Here is a 19,208-nt window from a genome sequence, read left to right as displayed (position 1 = left end):
AGGACACCACCATGAGCAGTCTGGAGAATCGCCGCCAAGTCGGCGTCGGCGTGGGCGCCAACGAATACGGCGGCCGCCGCGTCCGCGCACCCCTGACCCAGATGCGGCCGCTGGAGAAGCGGCCCGAGCATCCGCTGCCGTCGCCCAGCGACTGGACCTTCGAGCTCGTCGAGCAGTACCACGAGGTCATCCGCCAGACCGCGGAGCGCTACGGTCTGGACACCTATCCGAACCAGCTCGAGGTCATCACCGCCGAGCAGATGATGGATGCCTACGCCTCGGTCGGCATGCCGGTGAACTACCGGCACTGGAGCTACGGCAAGGAGTTCATCGCCACCGAGCGCAACTACAAGCGCGGCCAGATGGGCCTGGCCTACGAGATCGTCATCAACTCCGATCCCTGCATCGCCTACCTGATGGAGGAGAACACGATGGCGATGCAGGCGCTGGTGATCGCGCACGCCTGCTACGGCCACAACAGCTTCTTCAAGAACAACTACCTGTTCCGGATGTGGACCGACGCGTCGTCGATCATCGACTACCTGGTCTACGCCAAGAACTACGTCGCCGACTGCGAGCAGCGCTACGGACTGGACGCGGTCGAGTCGACGCTGGACTCCTGCCATGCGCTGATGAATCACGGCGTCGACCGGTATCGCCGGCCGGCCAAGCTCTCGCTGGCGCAGGAACAGGCGATGCGCAAGGACCGCGAGTCCTATGCGCAGCTGCAGGTCAACGACATGTGGCGCACGCTGCCGCGGCGCCTGGAGGACGAGGCCAAGGAGGAAGGCAAGCGCCGCTTCCCCAGCGAGCCGCAGGAGAACCTGCTGTATTTCATCGAGAAGAACGCGCCGCTGCTGGAGCCCTGGCAGCGGGAGATCGTGCGCATCGTCCGCAAGATCGCGCAGTACTTCTATCCGCAGCGCCAGACGCAGGTCATGAACGAAGGCTGGGCCACCTTCTGGCACCACAAGCTGCTGAACACCATGTACGACGACGGCTACCTGTCGGACGGCATGATGATCGAGTGGCTGAAGTCGCACACCAACGTGGTGGCGCAACCCGCGATGGCGCAGCTCAATCCGTATGCGCTGGGATTCGCGATGTACACCGACATCAAGCGCATCTGCGAGAAGCCGACCGACGAGGACCGCGAGTGGTTCCCGGCGATCGCCGGCAGCGACTGGCTGCCGACGCTGGATCACGCGATGCGCAACTTCAAGGACGAGAGCTTCATCGCGCAGTACCTGAGCCCGAAGATCATGCGGGACTTCCGGCTGTTCTCCATCCTCGACGACGAGCACCAGGCGGAGTACGAGATCTCCGCCATCCACGACGAGCAGGGCTACCAGTACGTGCGGCAGGCCTTGTCGCGGCAGTACGACCTGTCCACGCGCGAGCCCAACATCCAGGTCTGGAACGTCAATCTGCGCGGCGACCGGTCATTGACGCTGCGCCACCAGCAGCATCAGGACCGCCCGCTGCATGACGGTGCGCAGGAAGTGCTGAAGCACGTCGCCCGCCTGTGGGGCTTCGGCGTCCAGCTGGAGAGCGTGAACGCACGCGGCGACGTGTCACGTCGTTGGAGCGTGCCGGCGCCCCAGCACTGAGGTCCCGGGCCCTTCAGACGAAGATCTTCCCGGGATTCATGATGTCGTTCGGATCGAGCGCGCGTTTGAGCGCTCGCATCTGATCGACCGCGCCCTCCCCCGCTTCCTGCAGCAGGAAGCCCTGCTTGTGCAGGCCGATGCCGTGCTCGCCGGTGCAGGTGCCTTCGAGCGCGATGGCCCGCGCGACCATCTGCGCGCTCAGACGCTCCGCGGCTTCGCGCTCCTCCGGGATCGCCGGGTCGATGAGATACCCCATGTGGAAGTTGCCGTCGCCCACGTGGCCGACGATGAAATACGGCAACCCGCTGGCTTCCACCTCCTCGACGGAGATGTTGATCGACTCCGCCAGGCGCGAGATCGGCACGCAGGTGTCCGTCGTCACCGCGCGGCAGCCGGGCCTGGTCTGCAGCGCCGACAGGTAGGCGTGATGACGCGCGGTCCACAAGCGCGTGCGCTCCTCCGGCGTCGTCGCCCACTCGAAGCCGGTGCCGCCGTGCTCGGCGGCGATCTCCTGCACCGTCGCCGCCTGCTCCGCGACGCCGGCGTCCGAGCCGTGGAACTCCATCAGCAGCATCGGCGCTTCGCGCAGGGTCAGCCTGTCATGGCGGTTGACCGCCCGCACGGCATGCGCATCGAGCAGCTCGCACCGCGCGATCGGCACGCCCATCTGGATGATCGCGATCGTCGTCCGGACCGCCGCGTCGATCGATTCGAATGAGCACACGGCCGCCGACACCGCTTCCGGCAGCGGATACAGCCGCAGCGTGATCTCGCAGATCGCGCCCAGCGTGCCTTCGCTGCCGACATACAAGCGCGTGAGGTCGTAGCCGGCGCTGCTCTTGCGCGCCCTCGAGCCGGTGCGGATCAGCCGGCCGTCGGGCGTTGCGACCGTCAGTCCGAGCACGTTCTCCTTCATCGTCCCGTAGCGCACGGCGTTCGTGCCGCTCGCGCGCGTGGCCGACATGCCGCCGATCGACGCGTCCGCGCCCGGATCGATCGGGAAGAACAGCCCTTGATGACGGATCTCGGCGTTCAACTGGTTGCGCGTCACGCCGGCCTGGACGGTGACCGTCAGATCTTCAGCGTTGATGCTCAGGATCCGCTTCATCCGCGACAGGTCCAGACTGACGCCGCCCTGGACCGCGAGCAGGTGGCCCTCGAGCGACGTACCCGCGCCGTACGGGATCACCGGCACCCGGTGCGCGTTCGCCAAGGCCAGCACCGCCGCCACGTCGTCGTTGCTTTCGGCGAAGACCACAGCCTCCGGCGGCGGCACATCAAACGGCGATTCATCGCGGCCGTGCTGCTCGCGCAGCGCCATCGCGGTGCTGCAGCGTTCGCCGAAGCGCGTCTTCAAGGCCTCGAGCATCTCCGCCGGCATCGGGCGCGGCGCATGGGTGGGCTGATGGCCCGGCCCGTCGACGCGTGGACGCCCCGCTGGAGTCGCTGCCGAGTGATCATCGAATTCCCGAGGCGCATTCATCGCTGTCTCCTGGTTCCACGCGGTCCGATGCGCAAGGCGCGCCGCGGCCGGTGTTGTCCGGTCGATTCTAGGAAGGGCGGCCGCAGCATCCGCTTGCATCGTCGCGCTTGCGCCGCGACCCGCACAGTGACAGCATGGACGGACCGCGCGCTTGCCCGCGCGACATGAGGAGTCCGCCATGTCCCATCTGTGGTTATGGACGATCTGGGCCCTGCTGCTGGCGTTGCTGCTGGTCGCGACCCTGCGCATGGATTGGCTGAAGGTCTGGTGGATGGATCAGCTCCGTCACCTGCCCAACGACGCCCTGGCCGGCGACATCGATCCCGGCGTCCCCGCCGAGCGGCCCGAACCGGGAACGCGCCCGCAGGCGCATCACGCCCCGAGACCTGTCGGCATTCCCCGCCACACCGTCCATGACATCCACGGCCACGCGGCCGAGATGAGCCACCACCGTCCGGTGTTCCACCGCAGCGGCAGCCGCAACTGACGGCCTTCGCCCGCGAGCCCTTGGGCCGGCGGGCTCGTGGGCCGATCTATCGGCATGTCCGGCGGCGGACGGGACGAGTTGCGGCAAGATGCCGGGTTTGCACTTCAGCAGCCCGCGCGGCACCGCCATGGCCAATCGACTCTCCCAGATCGCGACCCGCACCGGCGACGACGGCACCACCGGCCTCGGGGACGGCACCCGCGTCCCCAAGGACCACCTGCGCGTGCAGGCGATGGGCGATGTCGACGAACTGAATTCCCAGATCGGCGTGCTGCTGGCCGAGCCGCTCCCGGACGACGTCCGCGACCTGCTGGTCACCATCCAGCATGAGCTGTTCAATCTGGGCGGCGAACTCTGCATGCCCGGCTACAGCCTGCTGAAGGAGGCGGCGGTGCTGCACCTCGACCAGGCGCTGGCCGACCACAACGCCGCCCTGCCCCGCCTGGCGGAATTCATCCTGCCGGCCGGCACCCGCAGCGCCGCGATCGCCCATGTCTGCCGCACGATCGCCCGCCGCGCCGAGCGCGCCGTCGTCACGCTGGCCGCGAGCGAGACGATCAACCTCGCTCCGCGCCACTACCTGAACCGCTTGTCGGATCTGCTCTTCGTGCTGGCCCGCGTGCTCAACCGGGCCAACCTCGACGGCAAGGGCGGGGACGACGTCTACTGGAAAAGCGAACGTCTGGCCCGCTACGCCGCCGAGGACGCTGCTGAACAAGGCCAGGAAGGCCCTCAGAACACGCCCTGAGGCGTTTTCAGACGCAAGGCGGGTGGGAGATCAGGCCACGGCGTCCGCCGCGTTCCTGAGGCGCTTCACGTAGGCCTCGCGCAACGCGGGTGGCGAGACCACCTCGACCTGGCCGGCGTGCCGCAACAGGTCCATCAGCAGCTCGGTCGCATCGACGAAGGGCAATTCCAACTGCCAGCGGCCGTCCGGCAGCCATTCACTGCGTTGCGCGGGATGCCATTCCTCGCTGGAGACCCAGGCGGCGATCTGCTCGCTGAAGATCACGGTCGCCCACTGAGGATCGCCGCCGGCGAAGATCCCGTAGCCCTGGTCCAGCTCCCCCTCGAGCTCCTTCAGCGGGAGGCTGCGCGCCGCCTGGTCCTCGAGCACCTCCGCGTCCTCCATCGCATCGAGCGCGAAGCGTCTCAAGCCGTCGCTGGCATGGCACCAAGCATCGAGGTACCAGGTGTTCCGGTAGTGCACCAGGCGCTGCGGAGACACCTCGCGATCGCTCACCGAGCCGCCGCCAGGACCGCGCTTGCGGTAACGCAGCTTCAAACGCCTGCGTTTCACGACGGCGCTGCCGACGGTCTCGAAATGCTCTGAAGGCACGCGTCGCCGCGCGGTCGAGATCAGCTTGATGCGCCGCGTCATCTCCTGCGCCTCGACCTCGTCGCCGCCCAGCATGCCGGTGAGCTTGTCCAGCATCGGCTGCAGATGCCGGCTCAGCAGTCCGTTCTCGTCGAGCCCGGCCATCATCTGATGCATGGTCAGCAGCGCGTGCAGCTCCTTTTCGCTGAACCACACGCCCGGAAGCTCATGCCGCTGGCCGCGCCACTGCTGGCCGAAGCGGTAGCCGTTCTCGGCGGCGTCGTACTCGATCGGCGCGTCCATCCGCTCGCGCAGGTACTGCAGATCGCGCTTGAGCGTCGCCGGCGACACCTCCAGCAGCTCGCGCATCTCCGCGAAGCTCACGCAGCCGCGGCTGCGGATCAGCATCTCGATCTTGTAGAAGCGTTCGGTGCGATCCATGCGGGGCTCTCCTGACAGATCTGGACCAGATGGCCACAACTTTCTGTCGACTCATGTGGGGTAGCTCATTCTATGAGCGACCTCCCTTGAATACTTGATCCCAAGCCTGAAGCAGTTCCCACCGCCGGGCCCCGGTTTCCAAGTCCTCAAGGAGAACCCCATGGTCGCCACGTTCCGCCGTACCCCCGACGACATCGCCATCCAGCAACTGCCCCTGCCGATGACTGCCGTCCAGGCCGTGGACGACACCCGGGACGAAACCGGCCTCTCGAGCCACGAACGCGTCGGCTTCGAACTGGGCTGGGACTACGCCCACCACGGGCTGACGCCGCCGGTCGACCAGCTGTTCCGTCAATCGCCGCTGCAGCAGGGCTGGCAACTGGGCCGGTCGACCTTCGGCGCGCGGACGCTGAAATCGCATCGCCACACGCAGCTGTGGCTCTCGCTGCGCCTGCACGCCTGGCAGCGCGGCCGCAGCTTCGAGACCCTGCTGGTCACGCCCAACTACCTGCAGCAGCTCGACACCACGCACTGCCCGGTCAGCCGCCTCGCGTTCGTCGACGAACAGGATCACCCGCAACGTCGTTCGATCGACCGGGTGCGCGACGACGCTGGCTATGCCGCCGGCAACCTGGCCCTGTTGAGCCATGCGGCCAACGTCGCCAAGCTGGACCGCGGATGGCAGCACTGCTGGGCGATGGCGCAGAGCCTGCGCCAGGGACCGATGACGATGGCCGGGGGTCTCAACGCCGAGGCCTGGGAACGCATGGCCATCCTGACGAGTTTCGTGACGCCGATGTCGCATGAATTGGCCGCGCAGTTGCCCATGCTCGTGCTCCCGCCAAACCGCCTGCGCCTGTTCAACCCGATTCAAGCCTTGCAGGCCCTGGTCACCCGGCAGTTGGCCACGCCCGGATGGAGCCAGCGCCTGACGCGCCTCGAGGCACTGATGGCGTCGCAACAGCGCGCCGACTTCTCGAAGTTCGTCCTTGCGCTGGTGCCGCGCGTGCTGCGTTGCCAGTCGCTCACCGATCCGATGGAAATCCGCTGGGCGCTCGAGGATGCCTGGCGCGATCCGCTGCTGCAGAAGCGCTGGACGCACTTCGCGCAACAACTGACCCCGGAGCAGGCGGAACAGCTGGTGCAACGTGCGGCGAGCAAGCGGCTGAGCACCGTGCGTGTCCAGAGCCACCTCGCGCCCACCGAGGGTTGGGCGCTCGACCGTCAGGGCTTCCGCTCGGCCGCCTGAGTCAGCGCGAACACGTCGCGCCCAGCGTTACCAAGGTCTCTCAACCCGGGATGCCGACGTGCAGCTTTTCAAGCCCGCCGTTCTGGTCCTGGAGAGCGACGTGATAACCCTGTTCCTTGAACCAGTCGGCCCATTGCCGCGCGTGCGACTTCTCCGGGAGCCAAGGCCCGGTGCGATCCATGTGGACCCGGTTGCCGCGGCGTTCGTAGAACACCACGCGCCACATGTTCGAGGGGATGCGGTCGTGAAAGCTGGACATAAGCGACCGCGGAATCTAGCAAAGCAGGATGTCACGCTGGGAGGGGGGCAACACCTGGAACCATGCCGACATCGCACGGACCGTGCAGAGTTGCCGGGCCGCCTGGCTGCGACTGTTCGCAGACCATGCCGACAGCACCAGGTCGTCGCACAAGAGCAGTGACGCACCACCTTGCATCGCGAGTTCGACGAGCGATTGCGCCGACTCGGACACCGCCGCGATCCGCGGACCTCGAGACGGCTTCGCCACCTCGGCGTAGGGCAGGAAATCCGCGAGCAGTTCCTGCTGCTGCGCTTCGGACAACGCGAGCTTCGGATAGGCCAATGCGCGCATCAGCGTGGCCGCGAGTTCGGGACTCACCAGCGGTCGCAGCAGACCTTGCTGCCACGCACGACGCAGACCGAGCGCTTCACCGCCGGACATCAGCAGCGCGCGCAGGATCAACGCCGGATCGATGACGGCGAGCTCAGCCGCCGTCTTCTTCGATCGACGGGTCATGTCGCTTGGCGTGCGGTCTTGCGAACGACCTTCTTGGCCGTCTTGGCAGTTGCGGCAGGCTCCTTCACAGCCTTGGCGGCGGGCTTCGCAGCCTTGGACGCGAAGGCCATCGCCTGCGCGATGACGCCGTCATCGACCTCGAGTTCCGCCAGCTTGGCCCGGACCGCGTCGCCGCGCTGGATGCGCACCGGCGTCAGCACCACCTGCCCGGCCTGCAGCAGCACTTCGAAGTACTGCACAGGACCGAGCTTGTCGGTGACGCTTTTGGGCAGGGTGAGCTGGTTCTTGGACGTCAGCTTCGCCAGCACGGGGATCAGACCAGCGAGCGATGCAGGCGGAGCTGTTCCAGCGCGCGGCCTTCGACGTCGACGGCCTTGACGCTGTCGTTCTCGGCCTTGAAGCCGGCTATCTCGAAGAAGCGCATCGCGCGCTCGTTGTTCTTGTAGGTCCACAGCGTGACGCGGGTGCAGCCTTCTTCCTGAAGGCCTTCCTGCGCCGCTTCGACCAGGGCCTGGCCGACGCCCTTGTCCCAGTGGGCAGGCATGGCGTACATGGCCCAGATCTCACCGGTGGTGGAGGGCGTGCCCTTGTCGCGGGAGCGGTCGAAGCCGACGAAGCCCATGACCTCGTTGTCCAGGTGGGCGACCAGCACTTGCGGCTCGCACATGTTGATGGCTTCGCGCCAGTAGGCCTGACGCTGGGCGACGGACAAGCCGTTCAAGGCGCTGTCGGGCCAGAACTCCTTGTACGCGTCCTGAGCGGAACTCACCTGGATCTGGGCGATGGCCTTGGCATCACGCAGTGTGGCCGGGCGAATCTGAATACTCGACATACTTGGAGAACAAACGCATTTCGGGGAAAGGGCGGGATTGTCCCAGTCAATGCGGCCAAACGGGCATCTTGACAGCAAATGTTTTACTGATCTTGATCGCCGCTGTGCGCATCGCCGCGATACCGCGGCTTCGAAGTTCACGACATGCGAACTTCAGACCAGGGACACCTGCTGATGACGACGGAAGTCGCGCGCATAACCGGTGGCGGCCTTGTGCCACAGCGGACGCGCAACGGCCTGCAATCGCAGCAGCAGCTCGTGTTCGACGCTCAGTTCCCCGAGAAATTCGGCGAGTTCGACCCCGATGTCGCGCTGCATCCGCTGCACCAGCTGCGCGGTGGTCAGGGCATCGGCAAGCGCCCGGTGGGCGCGGCCGTTGTCCGGCAGGCGGTGGTGGCGGGCCAGGGTGCCGAGCTTGCAGTTGGGCGATTCCGGATAGAGGCGGCGAGCCAGTTTCACGGTACACGCGAACTCCGGCGCGATGCGCGGCGAGGCCTCCGCACGATCGAGTTCATGCAGCCAGAAGCCGCGATCGAAGCTCGAGTTGTGGGCGACGAAGCCGCAGCCTTCGGTGAAGGTCGCGACTTCGCGCATGACCTGGGCTGCGTCAGGCGCGTCCTCGAGCATCTCGTTGCTGATGCCGGTCAGGCGCTCGATCATCGGCGGGACCCAGGCGCCCGTGTTCATGAGGCTCTGGTACTGGCCGACGATTTCGCCGTCGCGCAGCAGCACGGCGGCGATCTCGGTGGCGCGACCGCCACCCTGCGGCGAGTTGCCCGTGGTCTCGAAGTCGATGACGGCGATGGTGCGCTTCATGCGGTCGGGGCGGGGTACTTCCGCGCATTCATCGCGATCTTCCGGTCGACCGCGGCCGGCACGTCGACGCCGGCCCGGTCGGCGATCTGCAGCAGGTACATCAACACGTCGGCGATTTCCTCGCCCAGATGCTGATGCTCCTCGGGCGGCAGCTGCTGCGATTCCTCGGCGGTCTTCCACTGGAAGATCTCGACGAGTTCGGCCGACTCCACGACCAGCGCCATCGCCAGGTTCTTCGGCGTGAGATACGGGTCCCAGTCGCGGGCTGCGGCGAAGTCGCGCAGCCGTCGTTGCAGGTCGGCAATGTCCATGGGTTGGCAGTGTGCAAGTCCGGCGCGGCGCGCTCAAGCGCCGTGTGCGCTGCAAGCGCCACACAGCAACGTCGCAAAGAAATTTCCCGCCTCTGTTTTCAACATCAAGGTTTTATATAACTCTTTAGTCGTCTTAGTAGAGGGACGGACTTTCTGTGGACAAGTCGGAAATTCCTTTAAAAACCAACGACTTGTGACCATCAAAAGCTTGTGCGTGGAGGGCCTTGTTGGCGTTGCACGGATCGACAACAACCAGGACCGCCCCCCGTCGGCCTGTGGAGAACCGGCCAGTTGCCAGAAAGTTTTCCACAGCGTTGTTGGCTATGCAGCCAACGCCGACTTGCGCTAGCGCTGCCAGGATTGGGGATAACTTTCCTCGGCCGCCTCAGTCGATGCCAACCACCTTGTGCATCTGGATCGACAGCTTCCACTGCGGATGAGCCATGCAGTAGGCGATGGCGGCCTTGGTGTTCTGCTTCTGCAGGACGGAGTCCATCGGCTGAAGGAAGAAGTGGTCGAAGGCCAGATCCGCGAAGCGCTCCGGCAAGGCCAGAGGCTGTGGATAAACCAGCTTCAACTCATGGCCCTTCGTGAGGACCACCTCCGCATCGGCCTTCGGGCTGACGCAGATCCAGTCCAGCCCCTCGGGCGCGGGCTGGGTGCCGTTGGTCTCGACGGCGATCTCGAAGCCGTGGGTCTTCAGCGCGGTGATCAGCGGACCGTCGAGCTGCAGCAGCGGTTCGCCGCCGGTACAGACGACGTAGGGCGTGCCGGTCTTGCGGCCGTGCTCGTCCTTGGGCCACTTGTCGGCGATGGCCTCCGCGAGCGCATCCGCCGAAGCGAACTTGCCCCCGCCCTGCCCGTCCGTGCCGACGAAGTCGGTGTCGCAGAAGGTGCAGACGGCTTTTTCGCGATCCTGCTCGCGACCGGTCCACAGATTGCAGCCGGCGAAGCGGCAGAACACGGCGGCACGGCCGGCCTGGGCACCCTCGCCTTGCAGCGTGTAGAACATTTCCTTGACGGCGTAGGTCATACGGGGATCAGCTCCTCGAAAGGACCATGGCTGACGATGACGCCGCTGCCGCGGGTCTCGTACAGGTCGACGCGCTCCAGCGGCGGCAGCTGCGCCTTGGCCTGCTGCAGCACCCAGGCAGCCAGGCTGGCGGTGTCCGAGTCGGCCAGGCCGGCGAGTTCATGCAACGGATGGTGGTCCATGGCCTTGTAGATCGGATCGAAGAGCAGCTTCACGTCGCTGAAGTCCATGGCCCAGCCGAACACCTGGTCCAGCGCCGCGCTGAGGTGCAGACGCAGCGTGAAGGTGTGGCCGTGGATGCCGGCCAGTGGATGCTCCGTCGGCGCGCGGTTGAGCTTCACGGCGCTGTCGAGGGTGAACTCCTTCCAGATCCGGTAGCGCTCGCCGTCGAAGTTGGCGCCGCTGGAACCGGTCTCGTAGACGGTGACCCAGCTCAGCTCGGGCAGCTGCGGCTTCAGGCGCGCCCACAGCCAGGACGAGATCAGCTCGCTGGTCGGATTGGACAGGCCTTCGATCTCGTTCAGGCACTGGTAGTTCAGCTGCGCGTGGAACGGCGCCCAGAGCTCGTCGAGGTGGTCGTAGTCGATGCTCAGATCGCGTTCGCCGAGGTCCTGGTTGGCGTGCAGGATCAATTCGAAGCCATGACCGTGCATCCGGCCGCACTTGTGGCCCATCGGGACGTTGGGCAGCTGATGGGCGGCCTGGAATCGGTATCGGCGCCAGACATGCGCGTGACCGTTGGCGTCCAGGTCGACGCCGGAGTTCGCGGTGCTCTGGATGCCGACCTGCGTGATGCCGGGGACCTTGAACTCGGTTTCCAGGCGATGCCGGATCCAGCGCGCGATGTTCTCGTCGGTCGGCTGGGTGATGTGCTGGTTCAGCAGCGCATGGTCCAGCGGGGCGATGCAGCGCTCGAGGCAATCGCGCAGCGCGCTGACTTCGCCGCCGGGGAAAGGCGCCCAGCCGGAGGGGAGTTCCGCGCGGACCGTGGCCAGATAGCTGTGACCGTGCAGACCGCGGGAGCGGTGCCCCGGGGGGAGCGCGTCGATCTGGCAGGCCGACTCGAACCCCGCGGAAGCGGTGAAAAGGGAAGCTGGAGAAGCAGGTAAAGCAGACATTCCGAGAGTGTGACACGCCCGCTTTTCTTATCTTCTTGTATTGAATATCTCCTTGGTCGTATTAATAGGTGTTCGAGGGTTCGTGTGGACAACGCCCGAATTGCTTGTCAGAACAACGACTTGCGAACAGGGCAACGATGTGGGCGGAACCCGGGGCAACAGCGGGATGGAGAGACAACAAGTTCCGGCATCGCGGAACCGCTGTGGACAACCTGCCAGTTGTTCATCGCTCATCCCCAGGGTTGTGCACAGGCCTGCCCATCAACACCAAGAGCGCATCTTTGAGCCAGAGACAGGGTCGAACTGGTCGAACAGACTATGGCACCTAGTGCTACAGTTTGGAGATCATGTGAAGAGGGTTTTCAAGACACGTGCGTTTGATCGATGGGCGAAGAAATTGGTGCCCGACTGCCTGCTTTGTTTAGCTGCCAGGGACATCGAGGCCGGCCGGTTTGAAGCGGACCTTGGCCATGGTCTATGCAAGAAGCGGATTGCAGTAGCGGGGCGCGGCAAGCGTGGAGGCTTGCGCGCGCTTGTCGCCAAGCGTCATGCTGACGCCGTCTTCTTCGTGGCAGGGCGGGAAAAGAACGAACCCGGGTTCGATTTTTCCGATGAAGCAGTGGACGTCGCGTTGGCAATTGCCTGCCAGCTGCAAAGCATGAGCCTGTCGGACTTGGCCGCGTCGATCCTCGATGGACGATTGAAGGAGATTTGCAATGGCAACCAAGGACCCTGAGAACGCGCGCATCTTGCGCGACTTGCTGGAGTTCGCTGAGGATCTGAACTCCTACGGACTGATGTCGAAATCGAGCATGGCAAAGATCAGGTCACTTTGCATGCCGCCGCCGGCCTACACCAGCGAGCAGATCGCGGCGATCCGTACGCGAGTGGCGAAGATGAGCCAATCGGTCTTTGCTGCGTTTCTGAACGTCAGCGTGTCGACGGTTCAGAAGTGGGAATCGCCCAGAGCAAACAAGCAGCCGACCGGGGCAGCGCTCAGGCTCCTGCAGCTCGTCGAGTCGAAGGGGGTCGAAGCATTGATCGCTTGAGGCGCCCGGTTCAGAAACGAAAAAGCCCCGCATGGCGGGGCTTTTGTTCATCTGAGCTCTGCGATCACTTCTTGTCCGACTTGTCAGCCTTGTCCGGCCAGATGCTCTCCAGCATCTGCGCCAGGCGGGCACCGCCCTTGATGACGTTGAGACGGGTCTGTTCGAGGCTGCGGGCCTCGTAGCCCGCCGGCGGCGTGGCCAGCCAACGCGGACCGCGCAGGCTCTGCTGCCGGGCGCCGAAGCTCATGCCTTCGAACGCGTCACGCGCATCCAGCAGCGACTCGCTGGCCCACAGCACGGGCCAGTCGTCGGGATTGCCCGTCGCGGGCGGCACATCCTTGGCCAGCGCAGGCATCGCTGCGAGCTGCTCGGCGCTCAGCCGTCCCGGCATCCCGTCCCAGAAGCTGTGCAGGTTGCCGCCAGGCGTGCCGTCCGGCTTCGGCAGCGTGATGGCGTTCGCGCCCACCGTGTGCGTCTGGGCGTCGGCACCCTGCGTGTCCGGGTCGTACGGCTTGCCGTCCGCGTCCAGGTACAGCGAGCCCATGTGCAGCGGCTGGTGCATGTCGCCGATCGCATGCACGACCAACGCCAGCGCGTCGCGCTCGTTGAAGTCCATCGGCGGCGTCTGCTTGCCGGTCTTCAGCACCAGGATCGCCGCCTTCAACGCGGGCACCAGGTCATGGTCGCTGGTGCCGATCGCCCCGGGCACATAACGGCCGCGCTGGATCGCGACGTTGGCGTAGTGGTACTGCTTGTTGCAGGACTCTTCGCCCGGCTTCGGACCGCACTGCTCGAAGTTGCGCTTCACGTAGTCGCGCATCCGTGCTTCTTCTTCAGCGTTGTTTTCGAACACGGCGCATTCGGCGAAACGACCGGTCACGGCGTACTTGAAGTCGTTGCCGGTGTCGATGCCCTTCACGCAGTCGTCCCAGACGGCGATGTCGCGCAGCGAGACCGGACCGAGGATCCGCTTCACTTCGGTGTCGGCGCGGTGGCCCTTGATCAACTGGGCAGCGATTTCGCCGACCGTGTTGTGGCCGACGGCGCCGAATCCGAAGGCCTGACCGCAGCAGGCGGCCACCAGCGACAACGCGACCAGGCTGCGCGCAAACGATTTAGTCATGACAGGGAATCCATGTCGAACGATGCGCCGGCGGGCGCCGGCAGGGGATTCGCGATTGTGCATGGGGCCTCATGACAGGCATCAACGGAGATTCCCGCGTGATGGCGTCCGATGGGCGCATCGCGCAGCCGAGGCTTCCGGCTTTACCTCCGCTTTACGGTGCCCTGCCCTGCCGACGCTTATTTGATCCGCGCATGTTGATCCATCAAGCGCTTCGTTCGGCAAATGAGCGTCGCTGCCTAAGCTCGTCCCCACCTTATCTGGAGCCCCTCGCATGACCATCACCGCCATCAACGTCCGCAACCAGTTCCGCGGGACCATCAAGGAGATCGTGGAGGGCCCCGTCGTCTCCGAAGTCGACGTGCAGACCGCCGCCGGCCTGATCGTCACCTCGGTCATCACGACGCGCTCGGTGAAGGAACTGAACCTGACCGTCGGCAAGGAAGTCGTCGCGCTGGTGAAGTCCACCGAAGTGTCGATCGCCACCCTGTGAGCCTTCGGCCCGAGACCAGCAGGAGATCGCCATGGCGCTCTACCCTCTCCGTGCGACGCAGCACAACGGCAGCGCCGAACCGCGTCTGCTGATCATCCCCGGCCTGCATGACAGCGGGCCGGCGCATTGGCAGAGCTGGCTCGAACAGCAATACCGCGACGCACACCGGGTGCGACAGCGCGATTTCAGTCATCCGGACCTGGAGCGCTGGTCGGAGCGCATCCACGCGCGGATCGACAACGCCGGTCCCGGCGAGTGGATCGTGGTGGCGCACAGCTTCGGCTGCCTGGCGCTGGCGCACCACCTGCAACGCCACCCCGATTCACCGGTACGCGAGGCGCTGCTGGTGGCGCCGGCGGAGCCCGACAAGTTCGGCCTCGCGGAGAGCCTGCCGCACCACCGTCTGGGTCGCCCAACGGCGCTGATCGCCAGCCAGAACGACCCGTGGATGAGCGCCTCGAGCGCTCTTCGTTGGGCGACGCGCTGGGGCAGCAGCTACAGCAACATCGGCCTGGTCGGCCACATCAACACGGAGTCCGGATTCGGTCCGTTCCCGCTGGCCAAGCGCTGGGTCGAGGCCGCCCGGGCCCGCGCCGCGCGCGAGCGCCGACCCGAACGCGCCGGCATCCTGGAGTGGTCGTTCTCGGTCTGACGCTGCGCCGCGCAACCACGAACGCGCCTTGATCCAGCGCCCGGCCGGACCCGCCTGAACGTCCCCGGGGAATCCCTGTCAGGGGCGCAGGGTCTCGCGCCGGACACGTTCCAGGGCTATCGTCAATCTCCCATTCGAGAACGAATCCGGAGACCCCGATGCCCTTCACCATCCGTCTGCACCGCGTCCTGAAAGCACCACCGGAACGCGTCTACCGCGCGTTCACCGACGCCGCAGCAATGTGCAAGTGGCTGCCGCCCCATGGCTTCACCGGCACCATGCACCACATGGACCCGAAGGTCGGCGGCACCTGGCGCATGTCCTTCAACAACCTCTCAGCCGGCGGATCACACAGCTTCGGGGGCGAATACCTCGAGCTCGAACCCGGGAAGAAGCTCCGCTACACAAGCCGCTTCGATGACCCGAATCTGCCGGGCGACATGACCACGACCGTCGAGCTGACATCGGTTTTCTGCGGGACCGAAATGCACGTCACGCAGGAAGGCATCCCCGATGTCATCCCTTCCCAAGCCTGCTATCTCGGCTGGCAAGAGTCCCTCACCCTCCTCGCGCAGTTGGTCGAACCCGATATTCCGAACGGCTGATTTGCACGCCTGTTCCTGGCAGGGGTTGTCAGGCTCTCAGCGTTTTTCAGCGACGGTTTTTGCGCTCTTGAGGCTGATTTACCCCGGCTTGCCAAGCGCGGGCTCTCCACGGGGCATGGGGCCTCGCGTCCGCGAACCCCAAGCCCCCTTCCGGCCCCACCCGCTCTCGCTGACCTCCCATTCTTTGCGTCGGTCACGGAGGAGCGGAATCACAGATATCGGCTTTTCCGATTTCGTCGAATCGTGGAAGTAAGGAAACAAGGAAAGACGACGCCTTGTGAGGGTCAAGCCCATTGCCTAGCATCCCGCCCATGCGTCTTCTGCCCACGACTCCGCTGCGATACACAGCCTCATCGAGCACCGCCACACTGGCGGGCATCGTCGCAACGGCGACCCTCGCCTGTCTCGCATCCCTGATGCCCACGGCAAACGCCGCACCGCCAACCGATCGCTCCGCCACCGATGAAGTCCAGGTCCGACTGATCAGCGCCTCCTCACAGGTGGCGCCGGGTCAGACGCTGCTGCTCGCGCTCGAACAGCGCATCGCCCCACACTGGCACACGTACTGGAAGAACCCCGGCGACTCGGGCCAACCCACCAGCATCGAATGGACGCTGCCCAGGAGCGCAGTCGCCGGCGACATCCTGTGGCCCGCACCCAAACGCTTCGACGTCGGCCCCATCACCAACTACGGCTACGAGGACCAGGTCCTCCTCCTGACCGAAGTCCGTCTGCCGCAAGACCTGGCCCCCGGCTCGACCGCCACCGTGAACGCCGACGCGACCTGGCTCGTCTGCCGCGAGGAATGCATCCCGCAGCAGGCGACGCTGTCTCTGTCGCTCCCTGTCGGCACCGCCGCCAAGGCGTCGACCGACGCATCGGCGTTGTCCGCGGCGCGCGCCGCATTGCCCGGCAAGGCCCCGTTCACAGCCGCAGCACGGATCGAAGGCAGGGATCTCCTCGTCACATGGCCCGCGTCTGCCGTCCCCGACGTCAAGCAGGCACTCTTCATGCCGCAGGACTGGGGTCGCATCCAGCATGCGGCGAAGCCGCAGCTCGATCGCGCCGGCAACGACTGGCGCCTGCGCGTACCCGTCGGCGAAGAACCTGCCCCCGCCGGCAAACCCATGAACGGGCTGCTGCTGGTCGACGGCAAGGCGTGGGAAGTCAGTCTGCCGGTCACCGGTGTCGCAACGGCGCCGACACCGACGTCCACGTCGACAGCCTCACCGAAGACGACGCCCGCGATACCCGGACTCTCGGGATCACCGGCGCTGGCATCCTCAGGCAGCGGTGAGGCGGACATCAGTCTCTGGACCGCGATGGGCCTCGCGCTGGTCGGCGGCCTGATCCTGAATCTCATGCCTTGCGTATTCCCGGTGCTGGCGATCAAGGCACTCGGTTTCCTGCATGGCAGCGCGAGCGAGCATCGTCGGCAGGGACTCGCTTATGCGGCCGGCGTCCTGGCTGCGTTCGCCGCGCTCGGCGCGGTGTTGCTGGCCTTGCGCGGAGCGGGTGACAGCGTGGGCTGGGGATTCCAGTTCCACTCGCCGCTGTTCGTGCTGCTGCTGGCGTGGCTGATGTTCGTGCTGGGCTTGTCGCTCGCCGGGCAGTTGCAGATCGGCGCGGGCCTTGCGGGCGTCGGAGAGGGCCTGGCGAGCAAACCCGGCCTGGCCGGCAGCTTCTTCACCGGCGTGCTCGCGACGGTGGTCGCGACTCCCTGCACCGCGCCGTTCATGGGCGCGGCGATGGCCTACGCGCTGGCGCAGCCGGCGATCGAGTTGATGGCTGTCTTCCTCTCTCTGGGACTGGGCCTGGCGCTGCCCTACCTCGCGCTGGCCTGGTGGCCGGCGCTGCAGCGGCGCATGCCGCGACCCGGCGTCTGGATGGACGTGCTCAAGCAGGCGCTGGCGTTCCCGATGTTCGCGGCCGCCATCTGGCTGGTCTGGGTGATCGCGCAGCAGGCCGGCCCGATGGGCGTGCTGGTGGCGCTCGCGGGCATGGGCTTGCTGGCGCTCGCCGCCTGGATTCGTTCGGTGAGCCGGAACGCGTCGTCGCGCTGGCAATGGACCGGCGCGGGCGCCGCGAGCGCTTCGCTGGTGGCGGCAGCGGCGCTGTTGCCGACCTTGTCGGCAATCAGCGGCACGGACTCGCCGGGCGCAGCGACATCGAGCGCCGCGGCGCGGACCGCCGCGGTCGATCACGAGCCCTATTCGCCCGAACGACTCGCTCAGTTGCGCGCGCAGGGCAAGCCGGTGTTCGTGAACCTGACTGCGTCGTGGTGCATCACCTGCCTGGTGAACGAGCGGGTCGCGTTGTCCACCGACGAGGTGCGCGAGGCTTTCGAGAAGCAAGGCGTGACCTACCTGAAAGGGGATTGGACGCGCCAGGATCCGCGCATCACCGAACTGCTGAAGCAGCACGACCGCAGCGGCGTGCCGCTGTACCTGTTCTATCCCGCCGGAACGGGCAGCGGCGCGCAGGTGCTGCCGCAGCTGCTGACGCCCGGCATCGTCACCACGGCCCTGCGGGCCGGAGCCCCCTGAGTTCCCCCGACTCATCCACGCTCGTCCCCTTTCCTTCCACAGCCGTTTTCATCTTGGAGACCTCGTCATGAACATCCCGATGACCGCTTCGCTTCTTTCGATCGCTCCATTCCGCGGCGCGCTGTCGCGCCGTGCCGTGCTGGCCGGCGCCGCGCTCGCGGCGACGATGGCCATGACCGGCATCGCGCAGGCGCAGGCGCAGATCGATCAGCCGGCGCCCGCGTTCAGTGCGACGACGGCCGACGGCAAGACGGTCACGCTGGACAGCTACAAGGGCAAGACCGTCGTGCTCGAATGGACCAATCACGACTGCCCCTACGTGAAGAAGCACTACGGCAGCGGCAACATCCCGGCGCTGCAGAAGGAGGCCACCGCGCAAGGCGTCGTGTGGCTGCAGGTGATCTCCTCCGCGCCGGGCCAGCAGGGCCATGTCGACGGGACGACCGCGACCAAGCTGAACAAGGACCGCGGCGCGGCGCCGACGCAGGTGCTGCTCGATCCGAGCGGTCAGTTGGGCAAGGCCTACGGCGCGCAGACCTCGCCGCACCTGTTCATCGTCAACCCGCAAGGCGTGCTGGTCTACAAGGGCGGCATCGACAGCATCGCCACCGCGAAGGCCGACGACATCGCCAAGGCCGATCCGTATGTGAAGACGGCGCTGAGCGAGCTGGCCGCCGGCAAGAAGGTCACGCACGCGAGCACCAAGCCCTACGGCTGCTCGATCAAGTACGGGAGCTGAAGCCGAGGCGGGCCGCGGCCCTGGCCCCTCGTGGTCAGTGCTTGCTTGTCATCGGTCTTCCCGCCAGTGGTAGCCCTTGCCACGCATGCACGCGGCCCGAGCTTGAAAGCGACGCCCCTCATTGGCGTCGCTCACCGGTGCATAGGCGCGCGTCGTCGTGGTCCTGCAATCCGTGGTGTCGCCGTTCTTGGTGCACTTCTTTGTTTCCGTGGAAGAGTCACGGCCAAATTGCGGCGCGTCCGTGATCGAGGGTGGGTACATGCGGGCGGATTCCCGCTCGCAGTCGAACAGGTCGTGGTCCACATCGACAAGCGATGCGCCTTCCCGCAGCCAACGGCCGGAGGAACAGGCCGTCAGCAGCAGCAAGGTACACATCGCAGCTGTTCGCATCGTGGGAATACGGAGGGACGAGGATCGAGTCATGGGCAAGGCTCTTGAGGGCAGGAAAAAGGCGCCCACTCTTTTCGGATCGGCTCCAAGAGGCAATGACTGAAACAGGCCAAATGAACGAATAAATCGGGATCGAAACGATGCTGATGCCGGCGC

Annotated in this window: 23 protein-coding genes; 11 read left to right on the top strand and 12 right to left on the bottom strand. The window is 66.0% G+C overall.

Annotation, left to right across the window (positions count from 1 at the left end; translation table 11 throughout):
• The first annotated feature begins 11 nt into the window (after positions 1-11).
• The gene (locus tag ACQZ13_RS00720; protein ID WP_431049381.1) at positions 12-1,610 is read left to right on the top strand and encodes a SpoVR family protein; all 1,599 of its coding nucleotides are present in this window, start codon (positions 12-14) and stop codon (positions 1,608-1,610) included.
• A gap of 13 nt (positions 1,611-1,623) precedes the next feature.
• Here the strand turns inward: ACQZ13_RS00720 and ACQZ13_RS00715 are convergent, their stop codons facing one another.
• Entirely contained in the window at positions 1,624-2,991 is a 1,368-nt protein-coding gene (locus ACQZ13_RS00715; RefSeq protein ID WP_431053430.1) for an FAD-binding oxidoreductase, read from the bottom strand.
• Between the two features lie 280 nt (positions 2,992-3,271).
• Between ACQZ13_RS00715 and ACQZ13_RS00710 the strand changes: the two genes are divergently transcribed.
• Both ACQZ13_RS00710 and ACQZ13_RS00705 read left to right on the top strand, forming a co-directional pair.
• On the top strand, positions 3,272-3,580 hold the full coding sequence (locus tag ACQZ13_RS00710) for a hypothetical protein (protein WP_431049380.1): 309 nt from the start codon (positions 3,272-3,274) through the stop codon (positions 3,578-3,580).
• 127 nt (positions 3,581-3,707) lie between these two features.
• On the top strand, positions 3,708-4,328 hold the full coding sequence (locus ACQZ13_RS00705) for a cob(I)yrinic acid a,c-diamide adenosyltransferase (RefSeq protein ID WP_431053428.1): 621 nt from the start codon (positions 3,708-3,710) through the stop codon (positions 4,326-4,328).
• Between the two features lie 30 nt (positions 4,329-4,358).
• On the opposite strand, the gene ACQZ13_RS00700 is transcribed toward ACQZ13_RS00705, so the two are convergent.
• A complete protein-coding gene (locus tag ACQZ13_RS00700; protein WP_431049379.1) occupies positions 4,359-5,339 on the bottom strand; it encodes a helix-turn-helix transcriptional regulator in 981 nt (326 codons plus the stop codon).
• A gap of 160 nt (positions 5,340-5,499) precedes the next feature.
• Between ACQZ13_RS00700 and ACQZ13_RS00695 the strand changes: the two genes are divergently transcribed.
• The gene (locus ACQZ13_RS00695; protein ID WP_431049378.1) at positions 5,500-6,588 is read left to right on the top strand and encodes a hypothetical protein; all 1,089 of its coding nucleotides are present in this window, start codon (positions 5,500-5,502) and stop codon (positions 6,586-6,588) included.
• A gap of 40 nt (positions 6,589-6,628) precedes the next feature.
• On the opposite strand, the gene ACQZ13_RS00690 is transcribed toward ACQZ13_RS00695, so the two are convergent.
• The 8 genes from ACQZ13_RS00690 to ACQZ13_RS00655 form a co-directional block, all read right to left on the bottom strand.
• The gene (locus tag ACQZ13_RS00690; protein WP_067280209.1) at positions 6,629-6,847 is read right to left on the bottom strand and encodes a hypothetical protein; all 219 of its coding nucleotides are present in this window, start codon (positions 6,845-6,847) and stop codon (positions 6,629-6,631) included.
• Positions 6,848-6,862: 15 nt separating this feature from the next.
• Positions 6,863-7,345: a PIN domain-containing protein gene (locus tag ACQZ13_RS00685; protein ID WP_431049377.1), complete on the bottom strand. Its 483-nt coding sequence runs from the start codon at positions 7,343-7,345 to the stop codon at positions 6,863-6,865.
• Positions 7,342-7,653 (bottom strand): AbrB/MazE/SpoVT family DNA-binding domain-containing protein, encoded by a 312-nt coding sequence (locus tag ACQZ13_RS00680; protein ID WP_431049376.1) that lies wholly within the window; start codon positions 7,651-7,653, stop codon positions 7,342-7,344. The genes ACQZ13_RS00685 and ACQZ13_RS00680 overlap by 4 nt, the downstream gene beginning before the upstream one ends.
• Positions 7,654-7,658: 5 nt before the next feature.
• Complete coding sequence (locus tag ACQZ13_RS00675) at positions 7,659-8,177, bottom strand: GNAT family N-acetyltransferase (RefSeq protein WP_431049375.1); 519 nt, start codon at positions 8,175-8,177, stop codon at positions 7,659-7,661.
• A gap of 153 nt (positions 8,178-8,330) precedes the next feature.
• On the bottom strand, positions 8,331-8,993 hold the full coding sequence (locus tag ACQZ13_RS00670; RefSeq protein ID WP_431049374.1) for a 3'-5' exonuclease: 663 nt from the start codon (positions 8,991-8,993) through the stop codon (positions 8,331-8,333).
• Positions 8,990-9,304, bottom strand: a complete 315-nt coding sequence (locus ACQZ13_RS00665) for a nucleotide pyrophosphohydrolase (protein ID WP_431049373.1) — start codon at positions 9,302-9,304, stop codon at positions 8,990-8,992. Before ACQZ13_RS00665 ends, ACQZ13_RS00670 begins: the two co-directional genes overlap by 4 nt.
• Positions 9,305-9,689: 385 nt before the next feature.
• Positions 9,690-10,337 carry a 7-carboxy-7-deazaguanine synthase gene (gene queE, locus ACQZ13_RS00660; RefSeq protein ID WP_431049372.1) on the bottom strand — a complete coding sequence of 216 codons (648 nt, stop codon included), beginning with the start codon at positions 10,335-10,337 and terminating at the stop codon, positions 9,690-9,692.
• Entirely contained in the window at positions 10,334-11,455 is a 1,122-nt protein-coding gene (locus ACQZ13_RS00655; RefSeq protein ID WP_431049371.1) for a 6-pyruvoyl trahydropterin synthase family protein, read from the bottom strand. Before ACQZ13_RS00655 ends, queE begins: the two co-directional genes overlap by 4 nt.
• Before the next feature lie 349 nt (positions 11,456-11,804).
• Here ACQZ13_RS00655 and ACQZ13_RS00650 point away from each other — a divergent pair, with 349 nt between their 5' ends.
• Both ACQZ13_RS00650 and ACQZ13_RS00645 read left to right on the top strand, forming a co-directional pair.
• Positions 11,805-12,191 (top strand): type II toxin-antitoxin system RelE/ParE family toxin, encoded by a 387-nt coding sequence (locus tag ACQZ13_RS00650; RefSeq protein WP_088408053.1) that lies wholly within the window; start codon positions 11,805-11,807, stop codon positions 12,189-12,191.
• Positions 12,172-12,504: a helix-turn-helix domain-containing protein gene (locus tag ACQZ13_RS00645; protein ID WP_431049370.1), complete on the top strand. Its 333-nt coding sequence runs from the start codon at positions 12,172-12,174 to the stop codon at positions 12,502-12,504. Before ACQZ13_RS00650 ends, ACQZ13_RS00645 begins: the two co-directional genes overlap by 20 nt.
• Before the next feature lie 64 nt (positions 12,505-12,568).
• Here ACQZ13_RS00645 and ACQZ13_RS00640 read toward each other — a convergent pair whose 3' ends face one another.
• Positions 12,569-13,627, bottom strand: a complete 1,059-nt coding sequence (locus ACQZ13_RS00640) for a S1/P1 nuclease (RefSeq protein WP_431049369.1) — start codon at positions 13,625-13,627, stop codon at positions 12,569-12,571.
• Between the two features lie 274 nt (positions 13,628-13,901).
• Here ACQZ13_RS00640 and ACQZ13_RS00635 point away from each other — a divergent pair, with 274 nt between their 5' ends.
• The 5 genes from ACQZ13_RS00635 to ACQZ13_RS00615 all read left to right on the top strand — a co-directional run bounded on the left by ACQZ13_RS00635 (position 13,902) and on the right by ACQZ13_RS00615 (position 18,662).
• A complete protein-coding gene (locus ACQZ13_RS00635; protein WP_067280234.1) occupies positions 13,902-14,120 on the top strand; it encodes a TOBE domain-containing protein in 219 nt (72 codons plus the stop codon).
• A 31-nt stretch (positions 14,121-14,151) separates the two neighbouring features.
• Entirely contained in the window at positions 14,152-14,772 is a 621-nt protein-coding gene (locus ACQZ13_RS00630; protein WP_088408056.1) for an RBBP9/YdeN family alpha/beta hydrolase, read from the top strand.
• Between the two features lie 158 nt (positions 14,773-14,930).
• Entirely contained in the window at positions 14,931-15,377 is a 447-nt protein-coding gene (locus ACQZ13_RS00625) for an SRPBCC family protein (RefSeq protein ID WP_431049368.1), read from the top strand.
• A 416-nt stretch (positions 15,378-15,793) separates the two neighbouring features.
• Positions 15,794-17,923, top strand: a complete 2,130-nt coding sequence (locus tag ACQZ13_RS00620) for a protein-disulfide reductase DsbD family protein (RefSeq protein ID WP_431049367.1) — start codon at positions 15,794-15,796, stop codon at positions 17,921-17,923.
• 67 nt (positions 17,924-17,990) lie between these two features.
• Positions 17,991-18,662: a redoxin domain-containing protein gene (locus tag ACQZ13_RS00615; RefSeq protein ID WP_431049366.1), complete on the top strand. Its 672-nt coding sequence runs from the start codon at positions 17,991-17,993 to the stop codon at positions 18,660-18,662.
• Between the two features lie 48 nt (positions 18,663-18,710).
• On the opposite strand, the gene ACQZ13_RS00610 is transcribed toward ACQZ13_RS00615, so the two are convergent.
• Entirely contained in the window at positions 18,711-19,028 is a 318-nt protein-coding gene (locus tag ACQZ13_RS00610; RefSeq protein WP_431049365.1) for a hypothetical protein, read from the bottom strand.
• Positions 19,029-19,208 lie beyond the last annotated feature (180 nt).

Origin of the sequence: Roseateles sp. L2-2 (genome assembly GCF_050613215.1) — a bacterium.
GTDB lineage: Bacteria > Pseudomonadota > Gammaproteobacteria > Burkholderiales > Burkholderiaceae_C > Roseateles > Roseateles noduli.
This window is presented reverse-complemented; position numbering and strand designations above follow the sequence as displayed.

Excerpts from the sequence above, each read along its gene's own strand:
- ACQZ13_RS00720 (WP_431049381.1), top strand. The coding sequence starts at position 12 with ATGAGCAGTCTGGAGAATCGCCGCCAAGTCGGCGTCGGCGTGGGCGCC.
- ACQZ13_RS00695 (WP_431049378.1), top strand. The coding sequence starts at position 5,500 with ATGGTCGCCACGTTCCGCCGTACCCCCGACGACATCGCCATCCAGCAA.
- ACQZ13_RS00690 (WP_067280209.1), bottom strand. The coding sequence starts at position 6,847 with ATGTCCAGCTTTCACGACCGCATCCCCTCGAACATGTGGCGCGTGGTG.
- ACQZ13_RS00635 (WP_067280234.1), top strand. The coding sequence starts at position 13,902 with ATGACCATCACCGCCATCAACGTCCGCAACCAGTTCCGCGGGACCATC.
- ACQZ13_RS00705 (WP_431053428.1), top strand. The coding sequence starts at position 3,708 with ATGGCCAATCGACTCTCCCAGATCGCGACCCGCACCGGCGACGACGGC.
- ACQZ13_RS00640 (WP_431049369.1), bottom strand. The coding sequence starts at position 13,627 with ATGACTAAATCGTTTGCGCGCAGCCTGGTCGCGTTGTCGCTGGTGGCC.
- ACQZ13_RS00655 (WP_431049371.1), bottom strand. The coding sequence starts at position 11,455 with ATGTCTGCTTTACCTGCTTCTCCAGCTTCCCTTTTCACCGCTTCCGCG.
- ACQZ13_RS00685 (WP_431049377.1), bottom strand. The coding sequence starts at position 7,345 with ATGACCCGTCGATCGAAGAAGACGGCGGCTGAGCTCGCCGTCATCGAT.
- ACQZ13_RS00675 (WP_431049375.1), bottom strand. The coding sequence starts at position 8,177 with ATGTCGAGTATTCAGATTCGCCCGGCCACACTGCGTGATGCCAAGGCC.
- queE (WP_431049372.1), bottom strand. The coding sequence starts at position 10,337 with ATGACCTACGCCGTCAAGGAAATGTTCTACACGCTGCAAGGCGAGGGT.
- ACQZ13_RS00670 (WP_431049374.1), bottom strand. The coding sequence starts at position 8,993 with ATGAAGCGCACCATCGCCGTCATCGACTTCGAGACCACGGGCAACTCG.
- ACQZ13_RS00715 (WP_431053430.1), bottom strand. The coding sequence starts at position 2,991 with ATGCCGGCGGAGATGCTCGAGGCCTTGAAGACGCGCTTCGGCGAACGC.
- ACQZ13_RS00620 (WP_431049367.1), top strand. The coding sequence starts at position 15,794 with ATGCCCACGGCAAACGCCGCACCGCCAACCGATCGCTCCGCCACCGAT.
- ACQZ13_RS00665 (WP_431049373.1), bottom strand. The coding sequence starts at position 9,304 with ATGGACATTGCCGACCTGCAACGACGGCTGCGCGACTTCGCCGCAGCC.
- ACQZ13_RS00645 (WP_431049370.1), top strand. The coding sequence starts at position 12,172 with ATGGCAACCAAGGACCCTGAGAACGCGCGCATCTTGCGCGACTTGCTG.
- ACQZ13_RS00700 (WP_431049379.1), bottom strand. The coding sequence starts at position 5,339 with ATGGATCGCACCGAACGCTTCTACAAGATCGAGATGCTGATCCGCAGC.
- ACQZ13_RS00625 (WP_431049368.1), top strand. The coding sequence starts at position 14,931 with ATGCCCTTCACCATCCGTCTGCACCGCGTCCTGAAAGCACCACCGGAA.
- ACQZ13_RS00710 (WP_431049380.1), top strand. The coding sequence starts at position 3,272 with ATGTCCCATCTGTGGTTATGGACGATCTGGGCCCTGCTGCTGGCGTTG.
- ACQZ13_RS00615 (WP_431049366.1), top strand. The coding sequence starts at position 17,991 with ATGAACATCCCGATGACCGCTTCGCTTCTTTCGATCGCTCCATTCCGC.
- ACQZ13_RS00630 (WP_088408056.1), top strand. The coding sequence starts at position 14,152 with ATGGCGCTCTACCCTCTCCGTGCGACGCAGCACAACGGCAGCGCCGAA.